22 protein-coding genes are annotated in these 22,113 nt (G+C 51.1%); 9 read left to right on the forward strand and 13 right to left on the reverse strand.

All coding sequences use genetic code 11. The annotated features are described in order from the left end of the window. Nucleotides 1–79 precede the first annotated feature (79 nt). Nucleotides 80–313: an alpha/beta-type small acid-soluble spore protein gene (locus L6H70_RS18635; protein WP_042180472.1), complete on the forward strand. Its 234-nt coding sequence runs from the start codon at nucleotides 80–82 to the stop codon at nucleotides 311–313. Between the two features lie 123 nt (nucleotides 314–436). Here the strand turns inward: L6H70_RS18635 and L6H70_RS18640 are convergent, their stop codons facing one another. Together L6H70_RS18640 and L6H70_RS18645 are read right to left on the reverse strand one after the other, a co-directional pair. Then, the gene (locus L6H70_RS18640; RefSeq protein WP_236335522.1) at nucleotides 437–850 is read right to left on the reverse strand and encodes an O-methyltransferase; all 414 of its coding nucleotides are present in this window, start codon (nucleotides 848–850) and stop codon (nucleotides 437–439) included. A 371-nt stretch (nucleotides 851–1,221) separates the two neighbouring features. Then, on the reverse strand, nucleotides 1,222–3,021 hold the full coding sequence (locus L6H70_RS18645) for a M3 family oligoendopeptidase (protein ID WP_236335524.1): 1,800 nt from the start codon (nucleotides 3,019–3,021) through the stop codon (nucleotides 1,222–1,224). 129 nt (nucleotides 3,022–3,150) lie between these two features. Between L6H70_RS18645 and L6H70_RS18650 the strand changes: the two genes are divergently transcribed. Next, complete coding sequence (locus tag L6H70_RS18650; RefSeq protein WP_206101911.1) at nucleotides 3,151–3,333, forward strand: YycC family protein; 183 nt, start codon at nucleotides 3,151–3,153, stop codon at nucleotides 3,331–3,333. After that, nucleotides 3,330–3,560 carry a hypothetical protein gene (locus L6H70_RS18655; protein ID WP_054942935.1) on the forward strand — a complete coding sequence of 77 codons (231 nt, stop codon included), beginning with the start codon at nucleotides 3,330–3,332 and terminating at the stop codon, nucleotides 3,558–3,560. Before L6H70_RS18650 ends, L6H70_RS18655 begins: the two co-directional genes overlap by 4 nt. 123 nt (nucleotides 3,561–3,683) lie before the next feature. On the opposite strand, the gene L6H70_RS18660 is transcribed toward L6H70_RS18655, so the two are convergent. Together L6H70_RS18660 and L6H70_RS18665 are read right to left on the reverse strand one after the other, a co-directional pair. Then, nucleotides 3,684–4,385 (reverse strand): DUF2225 domain-containing protein, encoded by a 702-nt coding sequence (locus L6H70_RS18660; protein ID WP_206101912.1) that lies wholly within the window; start codon nucleotides 4,383–4,385, stop codon nucleotides 3,684–3,686. Between the two features lie 31 nt (nucleotides 4,386–4,416). Beyond that, the gene (locus L6H70_RS18665) at nucleotides 4,417–4,800 is read right to left on the reverse strand and encodes a globin domain-containing protein (RefSeq protein WP_236335525.1); all 384 of its coding nucleotides are present in this window, start codon (nucleotides 4,798–4,800) and stop codon (nucleotides 4,417–4,419) included. A gap of 364 nt (nucleotides 4,801–5,164) precedes the next feature. On the opposite strand from L6H70_RS18665, the gene ylbJ reads away from it, so the two are divergent. The 4 genes from ylbJ (at nucleotide 5,165) to L6H70_RS18685 (ending at nucleotide 10,225) form a co-directional block, all read left to right on the forward strand. Continuing rightward, nucleotides 5,165–6,430 carry a sporulation integral membrane protein YlbJ gene (gene ylbJ, locus L6H70_RS18670; protein WP_236335526.1) on the forward strand — a complete coding sequence of 422 codons (1,266 nt, stop codon included), beginning with the start codon at nucleotides 5,165–5,167 and terminating at the stop codon, nucleotides 6,428–6,430. Between the two features lie 134 nt (nucleotides 6,431–6,564). Further along, nucleotides 6,565–7,368 (forward strand): NAD kinase, encoded by an 804-nt coding sequence (locus tag L6H70_RS18675; protein WP_236335527.1) that lies wholly within the window; start codon nucleotides 6,565–6,567, stop codon nucleotides 7,366–7,368. 182 nt (nucleotides 7,369–7,550) lie between these two features. Beyond that, the gene (locus L6H70_RS18680; protein WP_236335528.1) at nucleotides 7,551–8,717 is read left to right on the forward strand and encodes a copper amine oxidase N-terminal domain-containing protein; all 1,167 of its coding nucleotides are present in this window, start codon (nucleotides 7,551–7,553) and stop codon (nucleotides 8,715–8,717) included. Nucleotides 8,718–8,782: 65 nt separating this feature from the next. Further along, the gene (locus tag L6H70_RS18685; RefSeq protein ID WP_236335529.1) at nucleotides 8,783–10,225 is read left to right on the forward strand and encodes a S41 family peptidase; all 1,443 of its coding nucleotides are present in this window, start codon (nucleotides 8,783–8,785) and stop codon (nucleotides 10,223–10,225) included. 85 nt (nucleotides 10,226–10,310) lie between these two features. Here the strand turns inward: L6H70_RS18685 and L6H70_RS18690 are convergent, their stop codons facing one another. Beyond that, a complete protein-coding gene (locus L6H70_RS18690) occupies nucleotides 10,311–10,916 on the reverse strand; it encodes a YutD family protein (protein ID WP_236335530.1) in 606 nt (201 codons plus the stop codon). Between the two features lie 213 nt (nucleotides 10,917–11,129). Further along, entirely contained in the window at nucleotides 11,130–12,032 is a 903-nt protein-coding gene (gene lipA, locus L6H70_RS18695) for a lipoyl synthase (RefSeq protein WP_054942999.1), read from the reverse strand. A 255-nt stretch (nucleotides 12,033–12,287) separates the two neighbouring features. On the opposite strand from lipA, the gene L6H70_RS18700 reads away from it, so the two are divergent. Beyond that, nucleotides 12,288–13,376, forward strand: a complete 1,089-nt coding sequence (locus L6H70_RS18700) for a M23 family metallopeptidase (protein WP_236335531.1) — start codon at nucleotides 12,288–12,290, stop codon at nucleotides 13,374–13,376. A 22-nt stretch (nucleotides 13,377–13,398) separates the two neighbouring features. Here the strand turns inward: L6H70_RS18700 and L6H70_RS18705 are convergent, their stop codons facing one another. The 7 genes from L6H70_RS18705 to L6H70_RS18735 form a co-directional block, all read right to left on the reverse strand. After that, nucleotides 13,399–15,099, reverse strand: a complete 1,701-nt coding sequence (locus L6H70_RS18705) for an alpha amylase N-terminal ig-like domain-containing protein (RefSeq protein WP_236335532.1) — start codon at nucleotides 15,097–15,099, stop codon at nucleotides 13,399–13,401. A 225-nt stretch (nucleotides 15,100–15,324) separates the two neighbouring features. Then, nucleotides 15,325–15,993: an alpha/beta hydrolase gene (locus L6H70_RS18710; protein ID WP_236335533.1), complete on the reverse strand. Its 669-nt coding sequence runs from the start codon at nucleotides 15,991–15,993 to the stop codon at nucleotides 15,325–15,327. A gap of 116 nt (nucleotides 15,994–16,109) precedes the next feature. Further along, nucleotides 16,110–17,270, reverse strand: a complete 1,161-nt coding sequence (gene yunB, locus L6H70_RS18715; RefSeq protein WP_423802855.1) for a sporulation protein YunB — start codon at nucleotides 17,268–17,270, stop codon at nucleotides 16,110–16,112. Between the two features lie 140 nt (nucleotides 17,271–17,410). Next, nucleotides 17,411–18,022 (reverse strand): TVP38/TMEM64 family protein, encoded by a 612-nt coding sequence (locus tag L6H70_RS18720; RefSeq protein WP_236335534.1) that lies wholly within the window; start codon nucleotides 18,020–18,022, stop codon nucleotides 17,411–17,413. 269 nt (nucleotides 18,023–18,291) lie between these two features. Continuing rightward, nucleotides 18,292–19,167 carry a glycine betaine ABC transporter substrate-binding protein gene (locus L6H70_RS18725; RefSeq protein ID WP_236335535.1) on the reverse strand — a complete coding sequence of 292 codons (876 nt, stop codon included), beginning with the start codon at nucleotides 19,165–19,167 and terminating at the stop codon, nucleotides 18,292–18,294. A 16-nt stretch (nucleotides 19,168–19,183) separates the two neighbouring features. After that, entirely contained in the window at nucleotides 19,184–20,017 is an 834-nt protein-coding gene (locus L6H70_RS18730; RefSeq protein ID WP_279306773.1) for an ABC transporter permease, read from the reverse strand. Then, complete coding sequence (locus L6H70_RS18735) at nucleotides 20,014–21,213, reverse strand: quaternary amine ABC transporter ATP-binding protein (protein WP_236335536.1); 1,200 nt, start codon at nucleotides 21,211–21,213, stop codon at nucleotides 20,014–20,016. The genes L6H70_RS18730 and L6H70_RS18735 overlap by 4 nt, the downstream gene beginning before the upstream one ends. 255 nt (nucleotides 21,214–21,468) lie before the next feature. On the opposite strand from L6H70_RS18735, the gene L6H70_RS18740 reads away from it, so the two are divergent. After that, nucleotides 21,469–22,026, forward strand: coding sequence for a GbsR/MarR family transcriptional regulator (locus L6H70_RS18740; RefSeq protein ID WP_236335537.1), 558 nt, complete (start codon nucleotides 21,469–21,471; stop codon nucleotides 22,024–22,026). The last annotated feature ends 87 nt before the right edge of the window (nucleotides 22,027–22,113 follow it).

Raw genomic sequence — 22,113 nt, forward strand, 5'->3', positions numbered from 1 at the left:
AAAACCTTCTGATCTCGTGCATGAATTCTTCTCCTTGCGCCCATACTATCTTCACAACGGACGAAGGAGGTGAACAAACATGGGTCAAGCAGGTCAACAAGGTCGTGGAAGCCGTTCCAATAACCTGGTCGTTCCACAAGCGAATGCAGCGCTGCAGCAGTTGAAATATGAAGCAGCACAGGAGCTTGGTGTTACGATTCCTCAAGACGGTTACTACGGTAACTATACTTCCCGCGAAACAGGTTCTTTGGGAGGATATATCACCAAACGTCTGGTACAACTGGCAGAACAACAACTGTCTGGTCGTTCGTAGTAGCCTTATTTTAAGTGGATTTATCCGGCAGGCTAATACCTGATACGGAGTAGTTTTTCGGCCCGTCTACCGCTTCTTGCCGAAGCGTAGGCGGGCTTTTTGCTAAGGTGATCTATGTATAGCTCAGCCGAAATATTGATCGGAAGCATCCCCGGAATGTGGGCCTTTCGGTGCGCGGATCATCAGATTGGCCATATTGTAATTCGACTCCAGAATAGCATCGACAACCACCATTCCCTGGCGGACCGCAAATTCATAGCTGATCTCGCCGTGTGTCCAGCGCCGTTTGTATTTGAGGCTCTCCAGCGCCATAAGGCGGAATGACGATTGCTGGCCGGAGCTGAGTCCGTCATGCTCTGCTGTAATGGCACCACCGCGGCCGGACAGCGGATTATGGCGGATACCAAACTTGCCGATGACATTATTCCTGATTTGCATAAAAACCGTACCGGAAGTTAGCCCTGACAATTCCTCTTGCAGTTCCTTAAACACTAAATCCACCTGTCTCGCCAGCGAGAGTTGTTCTGTCCGTAGCATATTGTTCCTCCTAAAAGTTTTGTTAGCAGAAGCATAAACTTAAGTTTTCTGACCATTGCTTCTTCGCTTATTCAGTTTTTGCAGAAAAACACCTTCGCATTTATGTCTAGCAGGCCTTATATAAGGCTTTAGGCTCATTATAGGATACTAAATACAGTGCTTACAACATTATTCAACATAATTGGGTTAAAGTCCCTATAAATGCGCAATTTTCATTATCGATAAATAGAATTACCATTAAATAACGACTATTTTCGACAAATAAGCCATCAAAAAAAGCCCCTAAGCAGGGGCTTTTGCGCGTTCACACATAATTTTAGCATTATAAACCATTATTCAAAAATATGAATTGTCTAACTTTTGACAAACATTTAAGCAAATTGCTCGGTCATCCGCAGGAACTCGTTAATATCTTCGACAATCAAATCGACAGCTCCCTGCCAGAAGTCCGGCTTCTTAAGATCAACGCCAAGATGTCTCAAGACCAGATCCTCCAGTGTCATCACACCGGTATCCCGCAGCAGGCTATCATATTTATCAGCAAACGATGGACCTTCTTGCAGGGCTAACCGGTACAGCCCCGTACTGAACATGTACCCGACAGTATACGGGAAGTTGTAGAACGGTACATCCGTGATGTAGAAATGCAGCTTGGACGCCCAGAAATGCGGATGATATTCAGACAGGACTCCGCAGAAGGCTTCCTTCTGGGCTTCTTCCATCAGTGCCGACAGTTCTTCGGCGTTAACCAGACCTTCCTTGCGCTTCTCATAAAAACGGGTCTCAAACAGGAAGCGGGCATGGATATTCATGAAAAAGGCAACGCTGTTCTGAATTTTCGCTTCAAGCAATGCAAGCTTCTCATCGGCTTCAGTGGATGCCTTCACCTGGGCATCGGCTACAATCACTTCGGCAAAAGTCGAGGCAGTCTCCGCGACATTCATCGCATAGTTCTGATTGAACAGCGGCAGGTCATCGAGCAGGAAAGAGTGATAAGCATGGCCCAGCTCATGCGCCAGCGTCGAAACATTGGAAGGCGTGCCGCTATAGGTCATAAAAATGCGTGATTCCTTGCTCTCGGGGAAAGATACACAGAAGCCGCCTGGACGCTTAGCCGGACGGTCTTCGACCTCAATCCAGTTATTGTCGAAAGCATGCTCGGCAAAATCCGCCATCCTCGGACTGAATTTGCGGAATTGCGTAACAATGTCTGCTGCTGCTGCTTCATAAGGGATTTTGCCGGAGGATTTGCCGACCGGTGCATCAACATCCACCCAGGACAATGCATCCTTGCCGAGAACCTTGGCTTTCCGCTGCAAATACAATACAAGCGCCGGCTTGTTTCTGGTAATCACATCCCACATCATATCCAAGGTGGCACGTGACATCCGGTTGATGCCAAGCGGTTCCTTGAGCACATCGTCCCAGCCTCTTCCCTTGTACAGCTTCAGGCGGAAGCCTGCCAGATGATTGAGGGTGTCGGCACTGTAATCTGCAGCAGCAGCCCAGGCCTCTTCCCATTTCCGGAACATGGTCTCACGTACATTCGCGTCATCATCGCTCAGCTTGTTGAACGCTTGGCCGACAGACAGCAGCTTCGTCCCGTCTTTGTCTTCAAAGGGAATCTGGATCGAGCCTACAATCGTCTCATAATGCTCGCTCCAGCCATGGTAGCCGTCTACAGCAAGCTCCAGCGCAAGGCTCTCCAGCTCCGGGCTCATCTTCTCACGGGCCAGGTCACGGCTTTCACTTAGTACGAAAGAGAGCGGTGCGATTTCAGGACGGGTCATCCACTGTGCCCACACTGCGTCTGATGTCTGGCGAAGTACACTGTCGAACTGCGAGCTGATCCCCTCGAACCCGGCGCGCAGCCCTGTTACTTTGGACGAAAGGCGGACAGCTCCTTTGTCCTGCTGATTCTGGGCACCCAGACAGCCGGTAAATTCAGCTGCCTGAGTCAGGCGGCCGGCACAGCTCTGCAGCAGCTCGATTACGCCATCCAGCGTTGCGGTAGCGTCTGCGTCAGCAGGAGATTCAGCGACAGCAACCTGCTTGCGCAAAGACTCAATATCCGCTTCGAGCTTCTTAAGAAAGTCCTCAAACTGGGGAGAGGAAGAGCCTCCCGGGAAAATAGAATCCAAATCCCAGGTTAACGATATCGGTTGTTTCATTGGTTTCCACCATTCCTTTGCTATCATCTGGTTTTCTTTGTATTTGGCCTGAAGCCATGGTAAAGTGAATTACGAAAAGCGTGGCGCCAGCGGCTCCACAGCTAACATTAAACTTAGGAGGGCTGCAACATGAAGCCACTGCAAATTTCACCGGAAACAGCGATCACCCTATCCAAACAGCTGGGCGTTCCCCTGGAACACTTGATGCATATGCCTCAACATATTTTGCTGCAAAAAATCGCCGAATTATCCAAGAAGCAGAGTGAAGGTACCAGCGGGACAGAGGCATCACCTGAGAAGGGAACCGAATGATTCCTTTCAGCCATACCTGGCCTTATGACATTATTTATGGTGACCTGTATGTACAATATTGTCCGTTCTGCAACGAGGAAAATGTGCTTTTGCCGATGAAGCCGAAGGAATTGCAGCTCGTGCGCGACGGCAAAAAAAAGCTGCTGGTTTTCCCCTGCTGCAGTACAAGCCCGACGGTCATTGATAATGACGCCGACTATCTGCTGTTTGACCGTGTTGTCCGCTGAGTAACCGGAGTAAACAACCCAATATACCGCTGTTACCATGACAGCTGCTATAAAGCGCAAAAGAGGGCTATCTCTTTTTGCGCTTTTTTTGATTGCACACACCTGCACTACGCTACTTAACGGCTATAGATTGGGAATGCTGTCCGGATCAACATTTTCACCGCGCATCTGTTCGCGCAGCAGCGTCCATTGCTCACGGGCCGCCCGAATCATCGCAGCGTCCATAATCCTCTGGTCATTAATCAGACGCGAGAACCATTTCACTGCGTTCAAATATTCCCCTATTCGTCTGTTCAGCTCACCAATCAGAAACATCAGGCGGGCATCATTGCCGCCCATTCCGTCATTCTCAAATACCTTGATATACTCATCCAGGGAATACCGCAGGAAACGCTGCTCCAGCGCCGTCTCCCCCTTATAACGGTACATCCAGGCGATATGGTGCAGATGGCTGGCAATAATCCGTTCCTTATCCTGGATACATTGAGCGCATATCAGTGCAAGTTTGTAGGTTTCAAGAGCGGTTTCCCAGTTGCGTTTCCCGCCGAAATCCCGGTTTTTCCACCGGCTTCCAACCTGTTCGTTAAAAGCCTTGCGCTGCCAGTCGGCCAGCTTGTCGGCTGAATTCTCCGTGGAGGCGAACCCGCATTTGGGGCAGACGCGCACAACATAATAATCGGGATTCTCATCTTTGTAATAGGAGCAGAAATCTGCATCACGGCGTATAGCTCTTTTAAGGCTTGGGCGCACACGCGAGGTCGAAAATTCATGTTCACAGTTGCTGCAAATTACGTTAATTGAATACAGGGGGACTAACTCTGTCAAATGCCCTCATCCTTTCGCGATCAACTACTCCTTACTCCTCAGGCATGTTGACAAAATGATGTGCGGGTCCAGCAAGCCGGCTCAAAACAAATGAACGGAGCGGTTCCTCTACACCGGTTTCCTCCAGTGCCTCTTTCATACAGTCCAGCCATTCGTCGGCACGCTCCGGTGTAATTGGAACATGCATATGTCTTGCTCTCATCATCGGATGGCCATGCTGCTGTGAGAATAGTGCAGGCCCGCCAAAAAACTGACTGAGAAATTGATACTGCTTTTCCATAACAGGAGTAATATCGGCAGGGAATAACGGGCTTAGCTGCGGATGAAGCTGCACCTTGGCATAAAACACTTCCACAAGACGGTGAAGTCCCTCAGCGCCCCCCAGGTTGTCATATAGACTAGCGTTTGGATTCATCGGAGGTTACCAGCTTTCTTCCATATTAATGTACGGCTAAATTTATTATACCAAAAAAAAAGGCGCTAAACTTAAGTTTAGCACCTTGGGAGTTATTTAATAGGTCCTAAATTCCTCATCACCAGGAGGGACGAGCGAGACCCGGATAACATATACAAAAGCACAAACCAGAACTCCGGCAACTACACTCATCACCATCACTCCATCCCTAATTATTAATATAAAAAAGGTGTGCATTAATTAATTTTATAATACCATAATTCAAGCTGAAAATCACAGGAAAATGTAATCGCTTTCCCAACTTTTTTGTGCTGTTTGTCCTACTTTCTGCATACATCTAACCATAGACCGGGAGGCGTTGCTTATGACTTTGAAAAAGCTGGGCGGACCGCTGCTGGGCCTGCTCCTGGCCGGCTGTATGCTGCTGGTGCTGCTGCACCCGGCAAATACGCTTGCCGCAGCACTGCGCGGGCTGGCCATCTGGTGGGACGTACTGTTCCCTTCGCTGTTTCCATTCTTCGTCATTTCCGAAATGCTGCTTGGCTTCGGGGTAGTGCATCTTTTCGGTGCTCTGCTCGATCCGCTCATGCGCCCGCTGTTTAATATCCCCGGCAGCGGCGGTTTTGTGGCGGCCATGGGATATGTATCAGGATATCCAGTTGGTGCCAAATTAACCGCAAAGCTGCGCGAGCAGCAACTGATCAGCCGGGTGGAAGGCGAGCGGCTGGTGGCCTTTACGACCTCCTCGGACCCGATTTTTCTGCTGGGCGCGGTATCGGTCGGTTTTTTTCACGATGCCTCCTTAGGGCTTGTGCTGGCACTATCGCACTACGGCGGCGGATTGATTGTGGGTCTTCTGATGTCCTTTCACGGACGCCAGGACAAACCCACTGCCATGTCTAAGCACCCTGGCGGGTCGCCCGGTCTGCCACAGGCTGCGGAGGGACAGCGCGAAGGAAGGCTCCGCTTGGCGCTGAACTCCATGGCAGAGGCCCGGCGCAGGGACGGACGGAGTTTGGGCGAGCTGCTCAAAAGCGCAGTACAGTCCTCACTCCAGCTTATTATTGTCGTCGGAGGGCTGGTTGTATTCTTCAACGTGCTAATGGAGCTGCTCACCCGTGCCGGAATTATGTCGGCCCTGTTCAGCGTCCTTGGCAGCCTGCTGTCCTTCGCGGGCTTCCCGCCCGGGCTGTCGGCGGCGCTGGCCAGCGGCTTCTTCGAGGTGACGATAGGCGCCCGTTCAGCCGGTGAAGCCGTTGCCTCTGTACCCCTGCAGTTCAAAGCAGCGACGGCAGCTTTCATCCTCTCTTGGGGTGGATTATCTGTTCACGCCCAGGTAGCAAGCATTCTGAACGGCACAGGCCTGCGCTATCTGCCCTTTATGGCAGCAAGGCTGGTGCACGCCTTCCTGTCGGCGGTCTTACTGCTGCTTCTCTGGAAACCCGTTGTTGGTTCCAGGCTGTCTGCAGGCTTCAGCTCTTTACCTGCTTTTACCGGATTCTCTGCTTCACCGGTCTCCGGCTTGGCCGCCAGCCTCGGTCTGCTGGGCGTGCTGCTGGGAGCAGCCCTGCTGCTGTCGCTGCTGGTCTGGCTGCTGCGACAAACTCCGCTGCGCCGGCCGCGGCCATAAGTCAGACTATGAGTCTCCCCTCAGGAATTCTGCACACCGCCGCGGCGATTCTTTACAGGTTCAAATATTGTGTTCCAGGTCAAGATTGATTATGATCGTTGTATGACTGAAACATACAAAGGAGCCTGTACATCTTGAGATATTATGTTCTGGACCGCGGAGACGAGTTGTCCATTAAACTTGCGGAGCAGTTTCACAAGCTGGCGGCGGAGCGTAACCTGGAGCTGGATGCAGAGTCCCCGGAAATCGTCATCTCCATTGGCGGAGACGGGACCATGCTGCACGCATTTCATACGTTTATCGATCAGATTCCCAATCTTGCTTTTGTCGGTGTACACACCGGCCATCTGGGCTTTTATGCAGATTGGAAGGCAGAGGAGCTGCCTGCCCTGATCGACCATATGTGCGGAACAACCGATTTAGCGCCACATCAGCCTCGCATCGTGCGCTATCCGCTGCTTGAGCTGGAAATACACAAGAAATCCGGTTCCACTTCCCACATTGCGCTTAATGAGTTCACTCTAAAGGGTGTAGACGGAACAGTGGTCATCCAGATGGATATCAATGATGTTACCTTCGAAATGTTCCGCGGGGACGGACTGTGCATTTCTACACCGTCAGGCAGTACAGCCTATAACAAGAGCCTTGGCGGTGCAATGGTGCATCCTTCGATAGAAGCGCTGCAGATTGCCGAGATAGCTTCCATTAATAATCGGGTATTCCGTACGATGGGTTCGCCCCTTATGCTGCCCAAGCATCATCACTGCGACATTTTTTCGCGCAAGGATCAGCGTCTTTTGCTGACGGTTGACCATAACAATATTCCTGTGGATGATCTAATTTCTGTCCGCTGCCAAGTATCCGACAAAAAAATAAGCTTTGCCCGGTACCGCCCGTTCCCTTTCTGGAACCGTGTCCGCGAAGCTTTTCTGATCTAAGGATCAGACTCAACTATGATTCACTAGCCGGGAAATGCAAGCAATCCCGGCTCTTTTATGCGCAGGTAAATTTTACAAACTTTTCTATTCTATCTGACATGAATTGATAGACAGAGCGAAAAATCAAATGGTATAATGAACCTATTTTACATAGTGTTGCTACTTAAAGGAGAGAGAAACTGTTGAAAAAACTATTGTCCTTAATTGGAGTAAGCCTACTGGCTCTCGTGCTTGCGGTCCCCGCTTTTGCAGCCGCTAAACCGATCTCCGTCTATGTCAACGGCAGCAGTCTTACATTCCCTGCCGGCGCCCCTTATCTTGATAATAACTCCGTGCTGGTACCTTTCCGGGTTGTTTTTGAAAAGCTTGGAATGCAGGTGTTATGGGATGCCAAGACTGGAACGGTTACCGGTACCAGCGCTAATCTTACAATCAGCCTCAAAATCGGCAGCAACCGTGCTTCCGTCAACGGTACAGTTAAGAAACTGACCGTAGCCCCTATTTCCAGCAAAGGCACCACCTACGTCCCGCTCCGTTTTGTAGCTGAGGCTACCGGCGGCACTGCGGTCTGGGATGCTGCTAAAAGAAGTGTGAAGATCACCACTGCTGCCTCAACAGCAGCAAGCGACGAGAAAGCAATTACAGCACTCATCAAGCAGGCCATTCAATACTATAATGAGGAAAAAGCCGTCAGCTACTACTCCCTTGTGGATGACGGGGACAGCTATACGGATGAAGTCTCTTCCTTGAACGACTTTTTCAAGAATTATGATATGAAAACTACCATTGAGACTCTTAAAATCCTAAGTATTCAAGGCGATGAAGCCACTGTCTACACCGTCGAGAATGAGATCCGGACCGGCGGATATTATATCCCGGATGAGAAGGTCGAATACCTGTACAATCTCGTCCGCGTCAATGGTGTATGGAAAATTTCCGAAATCAATACACAGGAAAAGACCGTTCTGCTGACACGTGAACAAGGCATGAAATCCGCCGATATTCCGCAAGGCTATGCAACCACCATCAAGGACAATCTCAACAAGTATTTCCAGGCAATGACGAGTGAGAACATCGACGGAACGATGGCTCAGATGAGCTCATACGGGGAAGAGTACGATGCATCGAGCAAGGCGGATTTGCAGGATATTTTCGACAATTACGATCTTCAATATACACTGAATACCTCGAATATCTACTACTATGCTTCGGATGAAGCCGCTGTTTATGCTGAAGTTACCGTAAAAGATGCCGAAACAGGGGAAACCTACGAACAGCCAATGGCCTTTCTGTTCTATCAATCGGAGAGCGGCACTTGGACGATCGATGATTTCTACTATCTCGATTAGGCTGGCAGCAGGCTCGGAAGCATTGCAATCGCATCACCAAATAAACTCAAAGGGTGCATCCACTAATGAAATCAGCTAAAGTGATCACTGCTGTTCTCAGCGGCTGTCTGGCGCTGTCTGTTATGTTCTCGCCGGCAGCTCTGGCAGCCGACAACACGCAGACCTCTTCGAATACCGATCTGATTAATGAAATCATGCAGTATTTAGAAAACTATAATGTAGAAGGCGTTGATCAGGATACATTGATCCGCGGCGCGATTGATGGAATGGTTAACACACTGGAGGATCCTTACAGCACCTACTTTACCAAAGAAGAAGCCGCTGAGTTTGAGAGTATGGTCGATCTTGAATATGTAGGCATTGGTGTCAGACTGGTATACACTCCTGTAACTAAAGAGCTATATATTGAAGAGGTTATTGCGGGTTCACCTGCTGAGCAGGCCGGTTTGAAACGCGGGGACACCATCCTCAAAATCAATGGCGTTGCGGTAAGTGACACTGCAGGTGATGAACTCGCCGGCACCGCGGGAACGAAGGTTTCCCTGCTTATCAGCAGAAACGGCGCCAACAAAACCATCAGCGTGACCAGAAATGATATCACTTCGGCCTCAGTCACCGGACAAATCATTGGTGATCATACCGCCTATATCACGATTACCGGTTTCAGCCAGAATGCTGATGAAGAATTCTCCACAGTTCTTGACAGCATGCGGGCAGCCGGTATGCAATCAATGGTTCTGGATTTACGCGATAATACAGGCGGTTATATGGATTCGGCCTATAATATTGCTTCTAAATTCATAGATTCAGGGATCATGATGTACACCTCCGATCAAAGCGGTGCACTGACTCCGGTAACGATTACTGCCGGCAGCAAAATTGGCGTACCGGTGGTTGTACTCACCAATGAATTCACTGCCAGCGCTTCTGAAGCGTTGACAGGCGCCTTGCGGGACAACAAGCTTGCAACCATTGTCGGTACCCGTTCTTACGGCAAAGCTCGGATCCAGAGCCTCCTTCCGGTCTCCAATGGTGACATGCTGAAGCTGACCACCATGAAGTATCTGACGCCGAATAAAGAAGACTTCAACCATATCGGACTGGCTCCGGATATTGAAGTAGAGGGCTCCACAGCTCAGCTGATCACCGCCTTGCAGATTGCAGGTCTGACCAGCATCACTCTGGCTGGTGATAACCATATCCTGGACGTCAATGGTCATGCATTTGCCGGAAACCTGGGGTTGGTGAAGCAGGGAAATAAGGTATATGCTTCGGCACGCGTGCTCGCAGCGCTTGTGGAAAGTGACATTACTTGGGATGCCAAGAACAAGAAGGTATTGCTCACGAACGGAGCCGGCAAAGCATTCGGCTTCACGCTGGCCTCCAAAGAAGCCATTTCCAAGGACTATGAAACATTGATTGAACTTGGTGCTTTCGCAAAGAAGTTTCCCGCATTCACTTGGAGCTACGATGCTTCAACTAAACAATTGAAATTATCTGTTAAATAACATTTGCATCACACCGTAAGACAAAAAGAGCACCTCATCACACCATTTAAATGGCTGATGAGGTGCTCTTTTTGATAGACCGCCGTTAACTTGATGGGTTTTGCGGCGGATTCGGAGCCTGGTTGTGCGAGTGATTCGAACGTTGGTTGTGCTGTCTGCCTTGGGACTCTTTATGGTTCTTCTTGCCCTGTGAGTCCTTATTCCGGTGATTCCGACTCTGATGCTCGCGTACTGGTCTATCCTTGCTGGTATGCTCTCTGGAGGGAGCCCCTCCATTCGTTGAGGATTTGGCTGGAGCCTCCCGCTGTTCTCCGACGGTTGCCGCCGGATCTGCGGATTCCTCTAAGGACTCCTCTTCCGAGCCGGGTTCAGGAATTTCTTTGATCAGAATATCCTTAAAGGTACCCTCTTTCGGCAGTTCCTTCAGCTTATGCAGCACAAAATAGGCACAGCCAAAGTTGCAATACTCATTAATATAATCCACCATGCCGGAAATCGCTGTATCCCGGTTCACCTTAGGGTGATTGTCCCGGTAAAAGCCCTTTAAGCGCAACTGGCTGTAGCCCCAGTCACCGATTATATAATCGTAACGGTCCAGGACCTCGCTGTAACGCCCGCGAAATGCCTCCGGGTTCCAGCCGTCTTTATGATCGAGCATCAGCTCGTAACCTTTTCCACCTATAACGATCAAGCGTGTGTCGCCTGCCTTTCATTTTATCTGAGGGGGAGCGTTGATGGAGCCTGTCTTTCCGATGGATTTTGGATTTCCTGCCGCTCCTCCAATTCCAAAATCCCTCTCCATGACTCCCATCAACGCGGGTGGTGTAGCAAACCCGAAGGTTAGTTGATCGCTCGCGCTCCAACCCCCACCTTTATTACCTTAAACCTTAAAATTCCGCAAGCCTTACAGGCTTACAGAACGCTCCTCACGGGTCTTAGCAGCGGACTTGACCTGATCATGCGCATGGTACGAGCTGCGGACCAGCGGTCCTGCTTCCACATGACTGAAGCCGCGTTGCAGTCCCTCTTGCTTAAGCGCAGCGAATTCTTCCGGCGGATAGTATTTCACCACGTCCAGATGTTTGTCGGAAGGCTGCAGGTATTGCCCTAATGTCAATATATCACAATCTACTGCCCGCAGATCATCCATGGCCTGCAGGATCTCGTCCCATTCCTCGCCTACGCCAAGCATGATGCTCGATTTGGTCGGAATATCCGGCTTCATCTCCTTGGCCCGGCGCAGCAGCTCCAGGGACCGGCGGTACTTGGCTTTCGCCCGTACACGGTCAGACATCCGCTCTACGGTTTCGATATTATGATTCAGAATATCCGGGCGGCTGTTCATGACAATCTCCAGACTCTCCCGGTCTCCGAGAAAATCAGGAATCAGCACTTCCACACTGCATAGCGGAAGCCGCTTGCGGATAGCCGCCACGGTCTCGGCAAAGATGCTGGCGCCTCCATCCTTCAGATCATCACGGGCTACACTGGTTACTACACAGTGCTTAAGCTTCATACCTTCTGCGGCCTCCGCAACGCGTTCCGGCTCGAGAAGATCAAGCTCCGTGGGCTGGCCTGTGTTAACAGCACAGAACCGGCAGGCACGTGTACAAATATCGCCAAGAATCATAAAGGTAGCCGTGCGGTTCGCCCAGCATTCATAAATATTCGGGCAGCGCGCTTCCTCACATACGGTATGTAAAGTTTTGGACCGCATCATGCCTTTAATATCCTGATAATTATCACCGGTCGTTAACTTGATTCTAATCCAGTCTGGCTTGGGCTGTTTGGCTGTTCGGTTAGTCAAAATAATAAACCCCGCTTTCACCTGAATATAAGTCTCATGGTTAAAAGTTGCTGCCTCATATTATAGCATGTGCAATAGGCAATTGCCTGTTTTTGTGAAATTTGCCTGACTAAATTTTATCTCTTCATTCAGGAGCTTTGGCAAAAACGGATAAAAAACAGCATTTTGCTTCAATCTATAACAAAAGCATCCGGCAGCTGCCTAAGCTAAGGCCGTTGCCGCCATTCCACGCCCGGATTATAGGAGGTAGTTATCATGCTGGCCTTATTCAAAAAGACCCTACCATGGAGAACCGTATTGTGCCTGTCCGCAGCCGCAATGCTGTGGGGCGCAAGCCAGGCTGCCGCCGCTGAAGCCGCCCGGAGGGTCAACCTTCCTGCAGTCCAGTCCGGCAGCTCTTCCGCAGCAGGCGTAGCAGACCCTGCGGCAGCGCGAAAAGAATTGTATGAGCAGATGAGTGCAGCCACCGGCATTCCCTGGTTCCGCTTCGCTGCGATTGATCAATACGAACGGACCATCGCCAAGAAAAAAGTACCCGCAGATGCTCTAGCATCCTCCCGCATTACCGCCATTAGCATTCCGGGTCCGGTATGGTCCGGCCCGTTGAATCCGGACCAGGCGGATACTTCTCCGGACTCGATCAGTTTCTTTGGCGGAATGGGGTATGACGGTTCTGGAGATGGCCTAGCTGATTCTTCTAACGATGCCGATCTGCTCTACAGCATGGCAAGACATCTGCTGAAATACGGCAATTCTGCCAATGACTTCAGTATCGGCGTCTGGGAGTATTATCATAACGGCCGTGCCGCCCAGAGGGTGGCCCAGTTTGCCAAGCTGTATGAACATTTCGGACGGCTCGATTTATCCGGCAGCGCCTTTCCGCTGCCCCTCGGAAATAACTATGCTTACCGCAGCACCTGGGGCACAGGCCGAAGCTGGGGAGGCGCCCGCATTCATGAGGGAACGGATCTTTTTGCCCCTCAAGGCCTGCCTGTACGCAGCACCTGCTTCGGCATCGTTGAGACTAAAGGGTGGAACCGCTACGGCGGCTGGCGGATCGGCATACGGGATATTGAGAACCGCTACCACTATTACGCGCACTTATCCGGTTATGATAAGTCGGTCACACGCGGAGATATTGTAACACCAGGCCAGATTATCGGCTGGGTAGGCAGCTCCGGCTACGGAAGCCCCGGCACTCAGGGCAAATTCCCTCCGCATCTGCATTACGGCATTTATCGTGACCGCGGCATCACGGAATGGGCCTTTGATCCATATCCGCTGCTGAAGCAGTGGGAGAATCAGGAGTACCGGGCTCTGAGGAAAAATAAGAGGAGCAAATAAGCATTCGTCGACCTGGCGGGTTTCAGTACAGCAGTAAACAGCCGAAGGGTTCAATCTCCACGAGAATCCGACCAGAATTCCGGATGGTTGCCCCGCTGAGCAAGTCAGTCAGCACATTTTTGTCAGAACGGAGGCTGCATAGCTCAAGCTGGTAGGCATTCGGAGAATTATTAATGATCACGCCGATCTTATCCTGTTCCCAGCGCCGGACAAAACCAAGTACACCCCGCACTTCGTCTGTGAACCAGGGGCGGAAACTACCCTTTTGCAGGATGGTATGCTGTTTTCTCAGGGCAATCAGCGTCTTGTACCATTCATGCAGCTCCGCATTCTGCTCCTGCGCCTGCCAGAGCATGGGTTTCCGGCAGTGCGGATCGGTCGCTCCCTCCATGCCAACCTCGTCTCCGTAATAAATCATCGGAATACCGATATAGGTCAACTGAAAAAAAACAGCCAGCTTCATCCGCTTAAGCGCCGTGCCTTCCCGGTCCCAGCCGCGTCCATTCTCCTTGCAGGCTGTCAGGAAACGCTCTGTATCATGGCTTCCAAGCAGCTGGAACATGGCCGAGTTGGCCTGATCGTTGCATAGGGCTTCGGCATGAAGCAGCTGCTCCATAAAGCGCGCCGGTCCGCCCGACTGCAGTGCAAAAAACTCCAGCACCGCCTCCCGCAGAACATAATTCATACCGCCGTCAAACTGGTCTCCCCTTAACCATGGGCCGGATGCATGCATAATTTCCCCGATCAGCAGCAGTTCAGGGAACTCCGCTTTCAGCTCCCGGCGCAGCCGTGTCCAGAACTGCGGATTCACTTCATTTGCCACATCCAGACGCCAACCGTCGATTCCCGCCTCCCGCACCCAGTATTGGGCCACGGCAAGCATATAATCAGCTGTCGCGGGGTTATCCATATTCAGCTTAGGCATAGTGACTTCTGCTTTAGCGAAGGTCTCATAGTTAGGTGAGGGAAGCTGCCGGACCGGGTAGGAACGGATAAAGAACCAGTCTTTATAGCGTGAATGCTCACCATGCTCCAGGACATCCTTGAACGCAAAAAACGTATCTCCCGCATGGTTGAACACCGCATCCAGCAATACTTTAATGCCATGGCGGTGCGCTTCTTCAACGAGTGCCTTAAGGTCGTCTATGCTGCCAAAGGCCGGATCAATCCGGTAATAATCCGAAGTATTGTATTTATGTTCAGAAGGTGACTCGAAGATAGGGGTCATGTATATAGCCGTTACTCCCAGCTCCTGGAGATACGGTATTTTCTCAGTGATACCCTGCAGGGTTCCGTGGTTGAAGCTGCTGGGGTATATCTGATAGACAACAGCCCCGGTGCTCCATGACGGCAGCTTCAGCGCCTCGGGCCTGTGCATATAAGCATACTGAAAAGACCCGGCATGCTCTCTGTTTCCAGCCACTCCCCTCTCTCCGAACCATACATACTCACCTGCCGGGTTCTGGGCATGAAACAAATATCTGCATTTACCGGTTTCCGTTAAAATGACGGCCTCATGAATCTCATAAGCACCGGCAGAACCGATCCGCTCCATCAGCAGCGGCTGTTCACTGCCGGGTGAATCATAACGGTCAGAATGAATTACGGTACAGCATAACTGCTGGCCGCCTTGCACGAATAACCGCAGCTTCAATGCACCCGGGCCGGCGGGAAAAGCAAACGGGTCTTCGGCCGTATGATAGAAAAACCAGTGTGTCGGCATGTTTATACAGTCTCCTTTTGAAGGGATGATTAATCCGGTTCTGTTGATATAAAATGAACTATTTCCCGATTCTAGGAAACCGGTTTCCCTCAATCGAAATTAACATGTGCTGGATATGTTGTCAATGTAATTCAGACGTATGCCATACAACAAAAGCCTATTCCACAGACTGTTGTGAAATAGGCTCTACCTGGAGTATACCGTTGTACTTAGGTTCCATCTTCGTCATGAAGCTCCCGAGCTTTCAATGAATTGCAGTACTTCGTTCATTACCCGCTTACTGTCGTTGCAATGGCAGAGCATATGGCCGCTTTTTTCTATCATGAGCACCTGCTTATGCTCGGAGGGAATGGTCTGCTGAAGAAAGCCTGCGCTTTTGGTCTTGACCAGGTGGTCCCTTTTGCCCTGCACGATCAGGGTGGGAATTGTTATTTGCGGATAGATGTCAAAGCTTTCACGGACGAGCCGCTGAAATTCCCGGGTGGCCTTTGCGGGTGTGGAGCCGAATTTGCTGAAGTAATTCTTAAGCATGGTGAGGCTGCCCAGCGTTCTCAGAATCTCCAGCGGATTCAGCGGGAATACAGGCGTTGACAGCAGTGTGAGTGATTTGATACAGGCCGGATATTGCACAGACAGATGGGAGGCGATCAGCGCACCAGTGGAAAAACCGATAAGATGAACCGCCTCATAATCATCAAGCAGCTTATTCAATTCATCTTCAGCACTTTTCTGCCAGTCAAACCGGTCTGACTGCAGCAGATCCTGTCTGCTGCCGCCATGGCCCTTCAATGTAAACGTCCGGGAGTGGTAATTATGCTGCTCCATAAACTGTGACAACGGGGAGATTTCATATTCGCCGCCGGTGAAGCCGTGAATGAACAAACAGCCGTTCATGACCTGTCCTCTTTTCCTATAGGGGATTTACCGCAGACTTCGGGTTTTACGGCTTATTTTATCCATTTATTGAAAATTAAACCTTAACGGTGTAATCGTCAAGGTTTAATTCATGGTTACTCCCCTCCGCCTGCATCTGTGCTGCTGTCCACTGCCTTCCCCGCGTTCCCTGAATCCCCGCCGCCGGAAGCCGGTGTGACTGCAGCACCATTGTGATTATCCGCACCTGTTCCACTTTCCCCGGCATCTGCCCCGCTATCCGTTTCCCCGGTCTTGGCACCGGACTGTTCAGGAGCTGGAATCGCAATCCCCGGCGCGTTGCTGCCATTCTCTCCGACAGGCCTGCCCTGGTTATCGTAATAATACATTGGCACGTCTCCCACAACCATCAGATAGGACACAGGAATTTCTGTATCCACCACCTGCGGCTCCATATCAAATGGAACGACGACGGCGACTTCGGTAACGATATGAATGTAGACCTCGACCAGAATCATATTAATGCCCGCATTTTTCTGGCGGGTATTCAGTTCTACCTTCACCGCTCCCTGCGGTTCAATCTTAATTGGAACATCAGGGCCAAAGGAGGCGATGAGCGGACTGTCCAGCGCCTGGCCGAGCGGAATATGCTCTGTCCGGTTATGCAGCTCCTGCAGTGTGGACTGGATGACCTCTGCCGCCTGTGAGGTGATCCGCATATGCTCTCTGTAATTAAGCATGAAGCCTGATATTTTGCCGTTCTTATCCGTTTTCCAGTCAATGAGCGCCTCCGCGTTGCCCCCATCGGCAACCTGGGAGGTAATCGCCTTGTTAATCGATTCCGTGGCGATTTGCTTCACCCGGATCTGGGCCAGGTGGATAATCGGCGGGCGCAGATGCTTCTCCACATAACGCAGGCCCTGCAGCATGCCCAGTACCAGCACCAGGCTCAGAATGAGCCAGAAGCGCCCCCGCCTGCGCGGCCGTGGTGCAGCTCCGGCGCTGCCCCCATTCCTGCTGCCGCCGCTGCTCGGCAGCCTGAACAGCTTCCCGCCGCCCCGGAGTCCGCCGGTCATACCCTGTCCGGACAGCCGGCTTGCGGAGCTCCGCGGTCTTGCCTTAAAAGCCGGACTGCGCCCTGCCGGACGCGGAATTCCGGCTTTCGACGGCTTCGCCTTGAATGCCGGGCTGCGCCCTGCCGGTCTCGGCAAGCCGTGCAAGCTCACCTTCGGCAGCCGCAGGCGGCCCAGGTTCGGCATCACGGCTCTCCGGCTTCCCCATTTTCGAATTCTGCCCATGCTTTATTCGTCCCTCCCGGTATCCCTGCGGTCAAGCCGCCTCTAATTACTATAGGGTATTCAGACAGGGGGCAAAAAAGAAGAACGTCCCTCCAGTGCAGGCACTGTTAGAAACGTTCTTGTACGATGATCATATAATGTTACTCCATCCGTTTCCGCTTATCCTCCTGCAAATGTCCCCAGTGGAAACGAACAAAGATTCCGAGCAAAACCGCGATGAATACCGCATACCAGAGCAGGAACCCGTTCCATTCCTCCCGCGGGACAATAAGGGATGAACCAATCGTTCCAAACAGCCAGATATAAGACAGGTTGCCAAGTACCGTGCCCCAGATATAAGACCGGGCTTTAATCGGCGAAACCGCGGACATTAAATTAATAATATTGCTGGGCATAATGGGCACGGTGCGCAGCAGAACCAGCGTCCATATCCCGTACCGGTCTAGATAACGCTGCCACTTGTCATAACGCTTCAGTTTGGAGCGCCATTTCCGGTCGAACCAGCCGAACAGGTATCTGCGGAACAGGAAATAAACAAGCACCGAGCCTAAATTGCAGGCCATCCAGCTGACCAGCATTCCGCCAATGATATTAAATTCGGATACATGCAGAACAATCAGTACCGCCAGCGGAAAAAATCCGAATAAACTCTGCAGCAGGGTAAGCGGAATCGTCGCCAGCAAAATATAGGGTCCGCTCAGGCCCAGACTTTGCAGCAGCCAATCAATCCAGGTGTTTATGGTCTCTGTCATGGAGCTGTCTCCTTTCTCGGCTATTGCTTCATCAGCTCCGCTGAGTACTTATATATGGTTTATTTTTCAAGAAAAACACCCCTTACGGGGTGTTTATTGAAAAGAGTTTATAAAGTGCATATGAAGATGTATGTAAAGAACAAACACCGGCTAAAATGAGACGTCTTAGCCGTCACCTCAGAGATGGTTACAGTTTTGTAGCCATCTGTTCTTTTCATCATAGCATACATCTTCATCTGCTGCAAAAGCGGACAAGCCGCATCTTTATGCTATTCTTGTGCCTGAACGGTCCAGCTATTCACCTGATCGGCATGCTCTTCCACCCAGCTCTTGGCTGCATCCTCAGGGGATTGTCCATTTGCAATATCAACCATAACCTGTTCCATATCTTCAGGGGTCCAGTTGAATTGATCCAGGAATTGATACACTTCCGGCATATCCGCCGCTAGGCCTTTACGCACCATAGTATGGATCTGCTCGGCTCCCCCGTATACACCTTTAGGATCTTCCAGATATTTCAGGTCCATATTGGCGAACATCCAGTGCGGTGTCCATCCGGTCACGACAATCGGTTCATTGTTCCGGTAAGCCTTTTCCAGCTCCTGAACCATTGCCGCCGATGAGCTTTCAAGCAGCGTATAGTCACTCAGACCGTAGTCTGCAATGGCCTGCTCCGTTGCCATCATAATCCCGGCCCCCGGCTCGATGCCGACAATCCGGTTATTCAGCGTTCCCGCCAAATCACTGCTCTTCAAATCTTCAATCGAGCTGATATCCATATACGCCGGAACGGCAAGGCCTGTCTTCGTGCCATCCAGATTCGGTCCTAAATCCTCAATTTTATCGCCGTACTGCTCCAGATAAGAGGCATGTGTGCCAGGCAGCCAAGCGGCAACCATCGCATCCGCGCTTCCGTCAGCAGTGCCTGCCCACATCGGGCCGGCATCCACCTGCAGCATTTCTACAGTCATCCCAAGCTTAGATTCCAGCACTTCTTTGACGATATAAGTACTGGCAATTTCCGAGTCCCAGGCCACATACGCCAGCTTCACCGTCTTGCCTCCGCCGCTCACCTTGGACGAGCATCCGGCTATGACAGCCACCAGCAGTACGGCGAGCAGTAATCCTATGCTTTTCTTCTTCATCAATCTCATCACACTCCTATGATTGTTTAGCTTTGAACAGCTTTTGGGTCAGGCGGTCGAGCAGAATCGCAATAATGACGATCGCAATCCCCGCTTCAAAGCCCGCTCCGGTCTTCGCCTGTGATACCGCGCGGTATACGTAGGCTCCCACGCCCTGCGCACCGATCATCGACGAGATCACGACCATCGACAGCGACAGCATAATTGTCTGGTTAATGCCGGCCATTATGGTCGGCAGGGCAATCGGCAGCTGCAGCTTGAACAGCTTCTGGCCTGCCGTAGATCCGAAGGCATCCGCTGCTTCGACCAGCTCAGGCGATACCTGGCGAATCCCCAGATTCGTCAGCCGGATTGTTGGCGGAATCGCAAATATAATAGAAGCAATAACTCCGGGAACGACGCCCAGCGAGAAAAAGGATACCGCGGGCAGCAGGTATACAAACGCAGGCATGGTCTGCATAAAATCGAGCACCGGAGTTACAATATTCTGCACCGTCTTGCTCTGGGCACAAAGTACGCCGACCGGAACACCGATCAGTACAGCCAGCACTGAAGCGGTCAATACCAGCGCCAGTGACTGCATAGACGGGTTCCACAAGCCGAGATTATCAATCAGCAGCAGCCCGATTACCGCAAACAGCGCCATACGCCATTTGCCGATCCAGTAGGCCAGAGCAGTAATAATTAGAGTAAGAACAAGGGCCGGAAGGAAGGTTAATGCGGCTTCAATTCCGCTTACCATTCCGCCGATCACAGCATGAATGAGGTCAAAGAAAGGGCCAAAATAGGTCATCAGGCATTTCTCAAGCCACTCGATGCCTTTCCCGATTGGTAATTTAGGGATGTTCATGAGCCGTAGCCTCCTTCCGGAACCGCATTACCGGCTAGTGCGGACAATACGGCTCCTTTGATGACAATCCCCTTGAGCTTATCGGCTTCGTCTACGACCGCAACGGGCAGATGGGTCTCCGACATAAGCTCAAACAGATCATTCAGCAGGGTATCCGGGCTGACACGGGGAATTTCCCGCTGCAGCACCTCAAGAATGCTTTTATTTTCTTTCAGTGCTCTTGAAGCATCATCAGCTGTAAGTACACCCTGCAGCTTCATTTCATTATTCGCCACATACAGGCTGGACACGCCGCTGTCCCGCATGAGCTGCAGCGCAACCCGAGGCCCGCGCTCCGGCCGGATCATTTCCGGCTGGCGCATGATGTGGGAAGCGGTCAGCACTTTGGACAGATCCACGTCCTCGACAAACCGCTCTACATATTTGTTGGCCGGCTGAATGAGAATTTCTTCCGGTGTACCGATCTGCACGATCACCCCATCCTTCATCAGGGCAATCCGGTCGCCGATCCGCAGCGCCTCGTCCAGATCATGGGTAATGAAGACGATCGTCTTCTTCACCCGGGCCTGCAGCTCCAGCAGCTCCTGCTGCATATCCTTGCGGATCAGCGGATCCAGCGCACTAAAGGCTTCATCCATCAGCAGAATGTCAGGATCATTAGCAAGTCCTCTGGCAAGGCCGACCCGCTGCTGCATACCGCCGCTCAGCTGATCCGGGCGGTGGTTCTCCCAGCCTTTAAGGCCTACGAGCTCCAGCGCCTCCATCGCAAGTCGGGTCCGCTCTCTTTTATCTACACCCTGCACTTCAAGGCCGTATTCGGCGTTGGCCAGCACGCTGCGGTGCGGGAACAGGCCAAACTTCTGAAATACCATACCGATATTTTTACGCCGGAACGTACGCAGCTCTTCGGAATTCATCTTAACTACATCCTTGCCTTTGAAAAAAACCTGGCCCCCGGTGGGCTCAATCAAACGGTTCAATAAACGGACTAGCGTCGATTTGCCGCTGCCCGACAAGCCCATAATGACAAATATTTCTCCTTCGTCGATGCTGAACTCGGCCTTATTGACCCCTACAGTCAGCTTGGCCTCCCGGGCAATTTTCTCTTTGGACCAGCCTTGTTCCAGTAATGGAAGGGCACGTCCTGCATCGTTACCGAATACTTTGGTAAGTTGCTTCACCTCTATAATTGCCATGGTGACCTCCTTCTCCCCTTATGTTATTCAGGTAGTTGCTCCTCACTAAGTGTAGCGGAGTTGTGAAAAGAGACGCAAAGCGCGTATACGCTAAAAATTTAGTGTACAGTTTTAACTTTACGTACTTTACATAAAGAATACTCTGTTTTACGCCATATTCCGTTCTGCATGAATTCTTTACTTATCGCTAAGGATTTGATTACAATACATTTGAGAGGTTTGCAGTCTATCAGCCTATTCCTCAGGAGGGACATCATGAACGATTTAGAAGGGCTTCCGCCCGAGCAGATACAGCGAATCATCAAGGCCCGCGAGCGGGTGATTGATTCCATCGGTAAAAATATGGATTTGTACGGAATTACGCTGTCCATCGGGCATTTATATGGATATATGTATTTTAATGAGGGACCCGTAACGCTGGATGATTTAAGCCGCACCATGGGGATGAGCAAGACCTCCATGAGCACAGGCGTCCGCACACTGCTTGATCTGAAGATGATTGACAAAGTGTGGGGAAAAGGTACGCGCAAGGATCTGTTCGAGGTCGTGCCTGACTGGCATCAGAATTTCAGCGACTATTTCTCTATCAAGTGGCGCAAAGCCGTGGAGGGCAATATGACTGCACTGGCCAAGTCACTGGCCGAAATCAAAGCGATGCAGACCGAATACGCGGAGGATACGGAGGTGCTGCGGCTGCTGACGAATGATGAAGCCAAAATTGAGGAAGCCATCAAATACTACCGCTGGCTGCTGAAGCTGATCGAGGCGCTGGAAACCGGCAAGATTTTTGAACTTATTCCCAAGGAAACCTAATTGTATATCACAAGAAAGAACGGCTTTGCCGCCCTGCTTAGGACGGTCTCCGTTTCTGCGAGAAATAGAAGGATAATTTATTACGTA

This window comes from Paenibacillus auburnensis (assembly GCF_927798115.1).
GTDB classification, from domain to species: domain Bacteria; phylum Bacillota; class Bacilli; order Paenibacillales; family Paenibacillaceae; genus Paenibacillus_AQ; species Paenibacillus_AQ auburnensis.

Coding starts and splice junctions, on each gene's coding strand:
- L6H70_RS18705 (WP_236335532.1), bottom strand. CDS start 15,099: ATGCCGACACACTGGTTTTTCTATCATACGGCCGAAGACCCGTTTGCT.
- L6H70_RS18650 (WP_206101911.1), top strand. CDS start 3,151: ATGAAGCCACTGCAAATTTCACCGGAAACAGCGATCACCCTATCCAAA.
- L6H70_RS18725 (WP_236335535.1), bottom strand. CDS start 19,167: ATGAAGAAGAAAAGCATAGGATTACTGCTCGCCGTACTGCTGGTGGCT.
- L6H70_RS18740 (WP_236335537.1), top strand. CDS start 21,469: ATGAACGATTTAGAAGGGCTTCCGCCCGAGCAGATACAGCGAATCATC.
- L6H70_RS18665 (WP_236335525.1), bottom strand. CDS start 4,800: ATGAATCCAAACGCTAGTCTATATGACAACCTGGGGGGCGCTGAGGGA.
- L6H70_RS18640 (WP_236335522.1), bottom strand. CDS start 850: ATGCTACGGACAGAACAACTCTCGCTGGCGAGACAGGTGGATTTAGTG.
- yunB (WP_423802855.1), bottom strand. CDS start 17,270: ATGGGCAGAATTCGAAAATGGGGAAGCCGGAGAGCCGTGATGCCGAAC.
- L6H70_RS18655 (WP_054942935.1), top strand. CDS start 3,330: ATGATTCCTTTCAGCCATACCTGGCCTTATGACATTATTTATGGTGAC.
- L6H70_RS18635 (WP_042180472.1), top strand. CDS start 80: ATGGGTCAAGCAGGTCAACAAGGTCGTGGAAGCCGTTCCAATAACCTG.
- L6H70_RS18735 (WP_236335536.1), bottom strand. CDS start 21,213: ATGGCAATTATAGAGGTGAAGCAACTTACCAAAGTATTCGGTAACGAT.
- L6H70_RS18645 (WP_236335524.1), bottom strand. CDS start 3,021: ATGAAACAACCGATATCGTTAACCTGGGATTTGGATTCTATTTTCCCG.
- ylbJ (WP_236335526.1), top strand. CDS start 5,165: ATGACTTTGAAAAAGCTGGGCGGACCGCTGCTGGGCCTGCTCCTGGCC.
- L6H70_RS18730 (WP_279306773.1), bottom strand. CDS start 20,017: ATGAACATCCCTAAATTACCAATCGGGAAAGGCATCGAGTGGCTTGAG.
- L6H70_RS18710 (WP_236335533.1), bottom strand. CDS start 15,993: ATGAACGGCTGTTTGTTCATTCACGGCTTCACCGGCGGCGAATATGAA.
- L6H70_RS18700 (WP_236335531.1), top strand. CDS start 12,288: ATGCTGGCCTTATTCAAAAAGACCCTACCATGGAGAACCGTATTGTGC.
- L6H70_RS18720 (WP_236335534.1), bottom strand. CDS start 18,022: ATGACAGAGACCATAAACACCTGGATTGATTGGCTGCTGCAAAGTCTG.
- L6H70_RS18685 (WP_236335529.1), top strand. CDS start 8,783: ATGAAATCAGCTAAAGTGATCACTGCTGTTCTCAGCGGCTGTCTGGCG.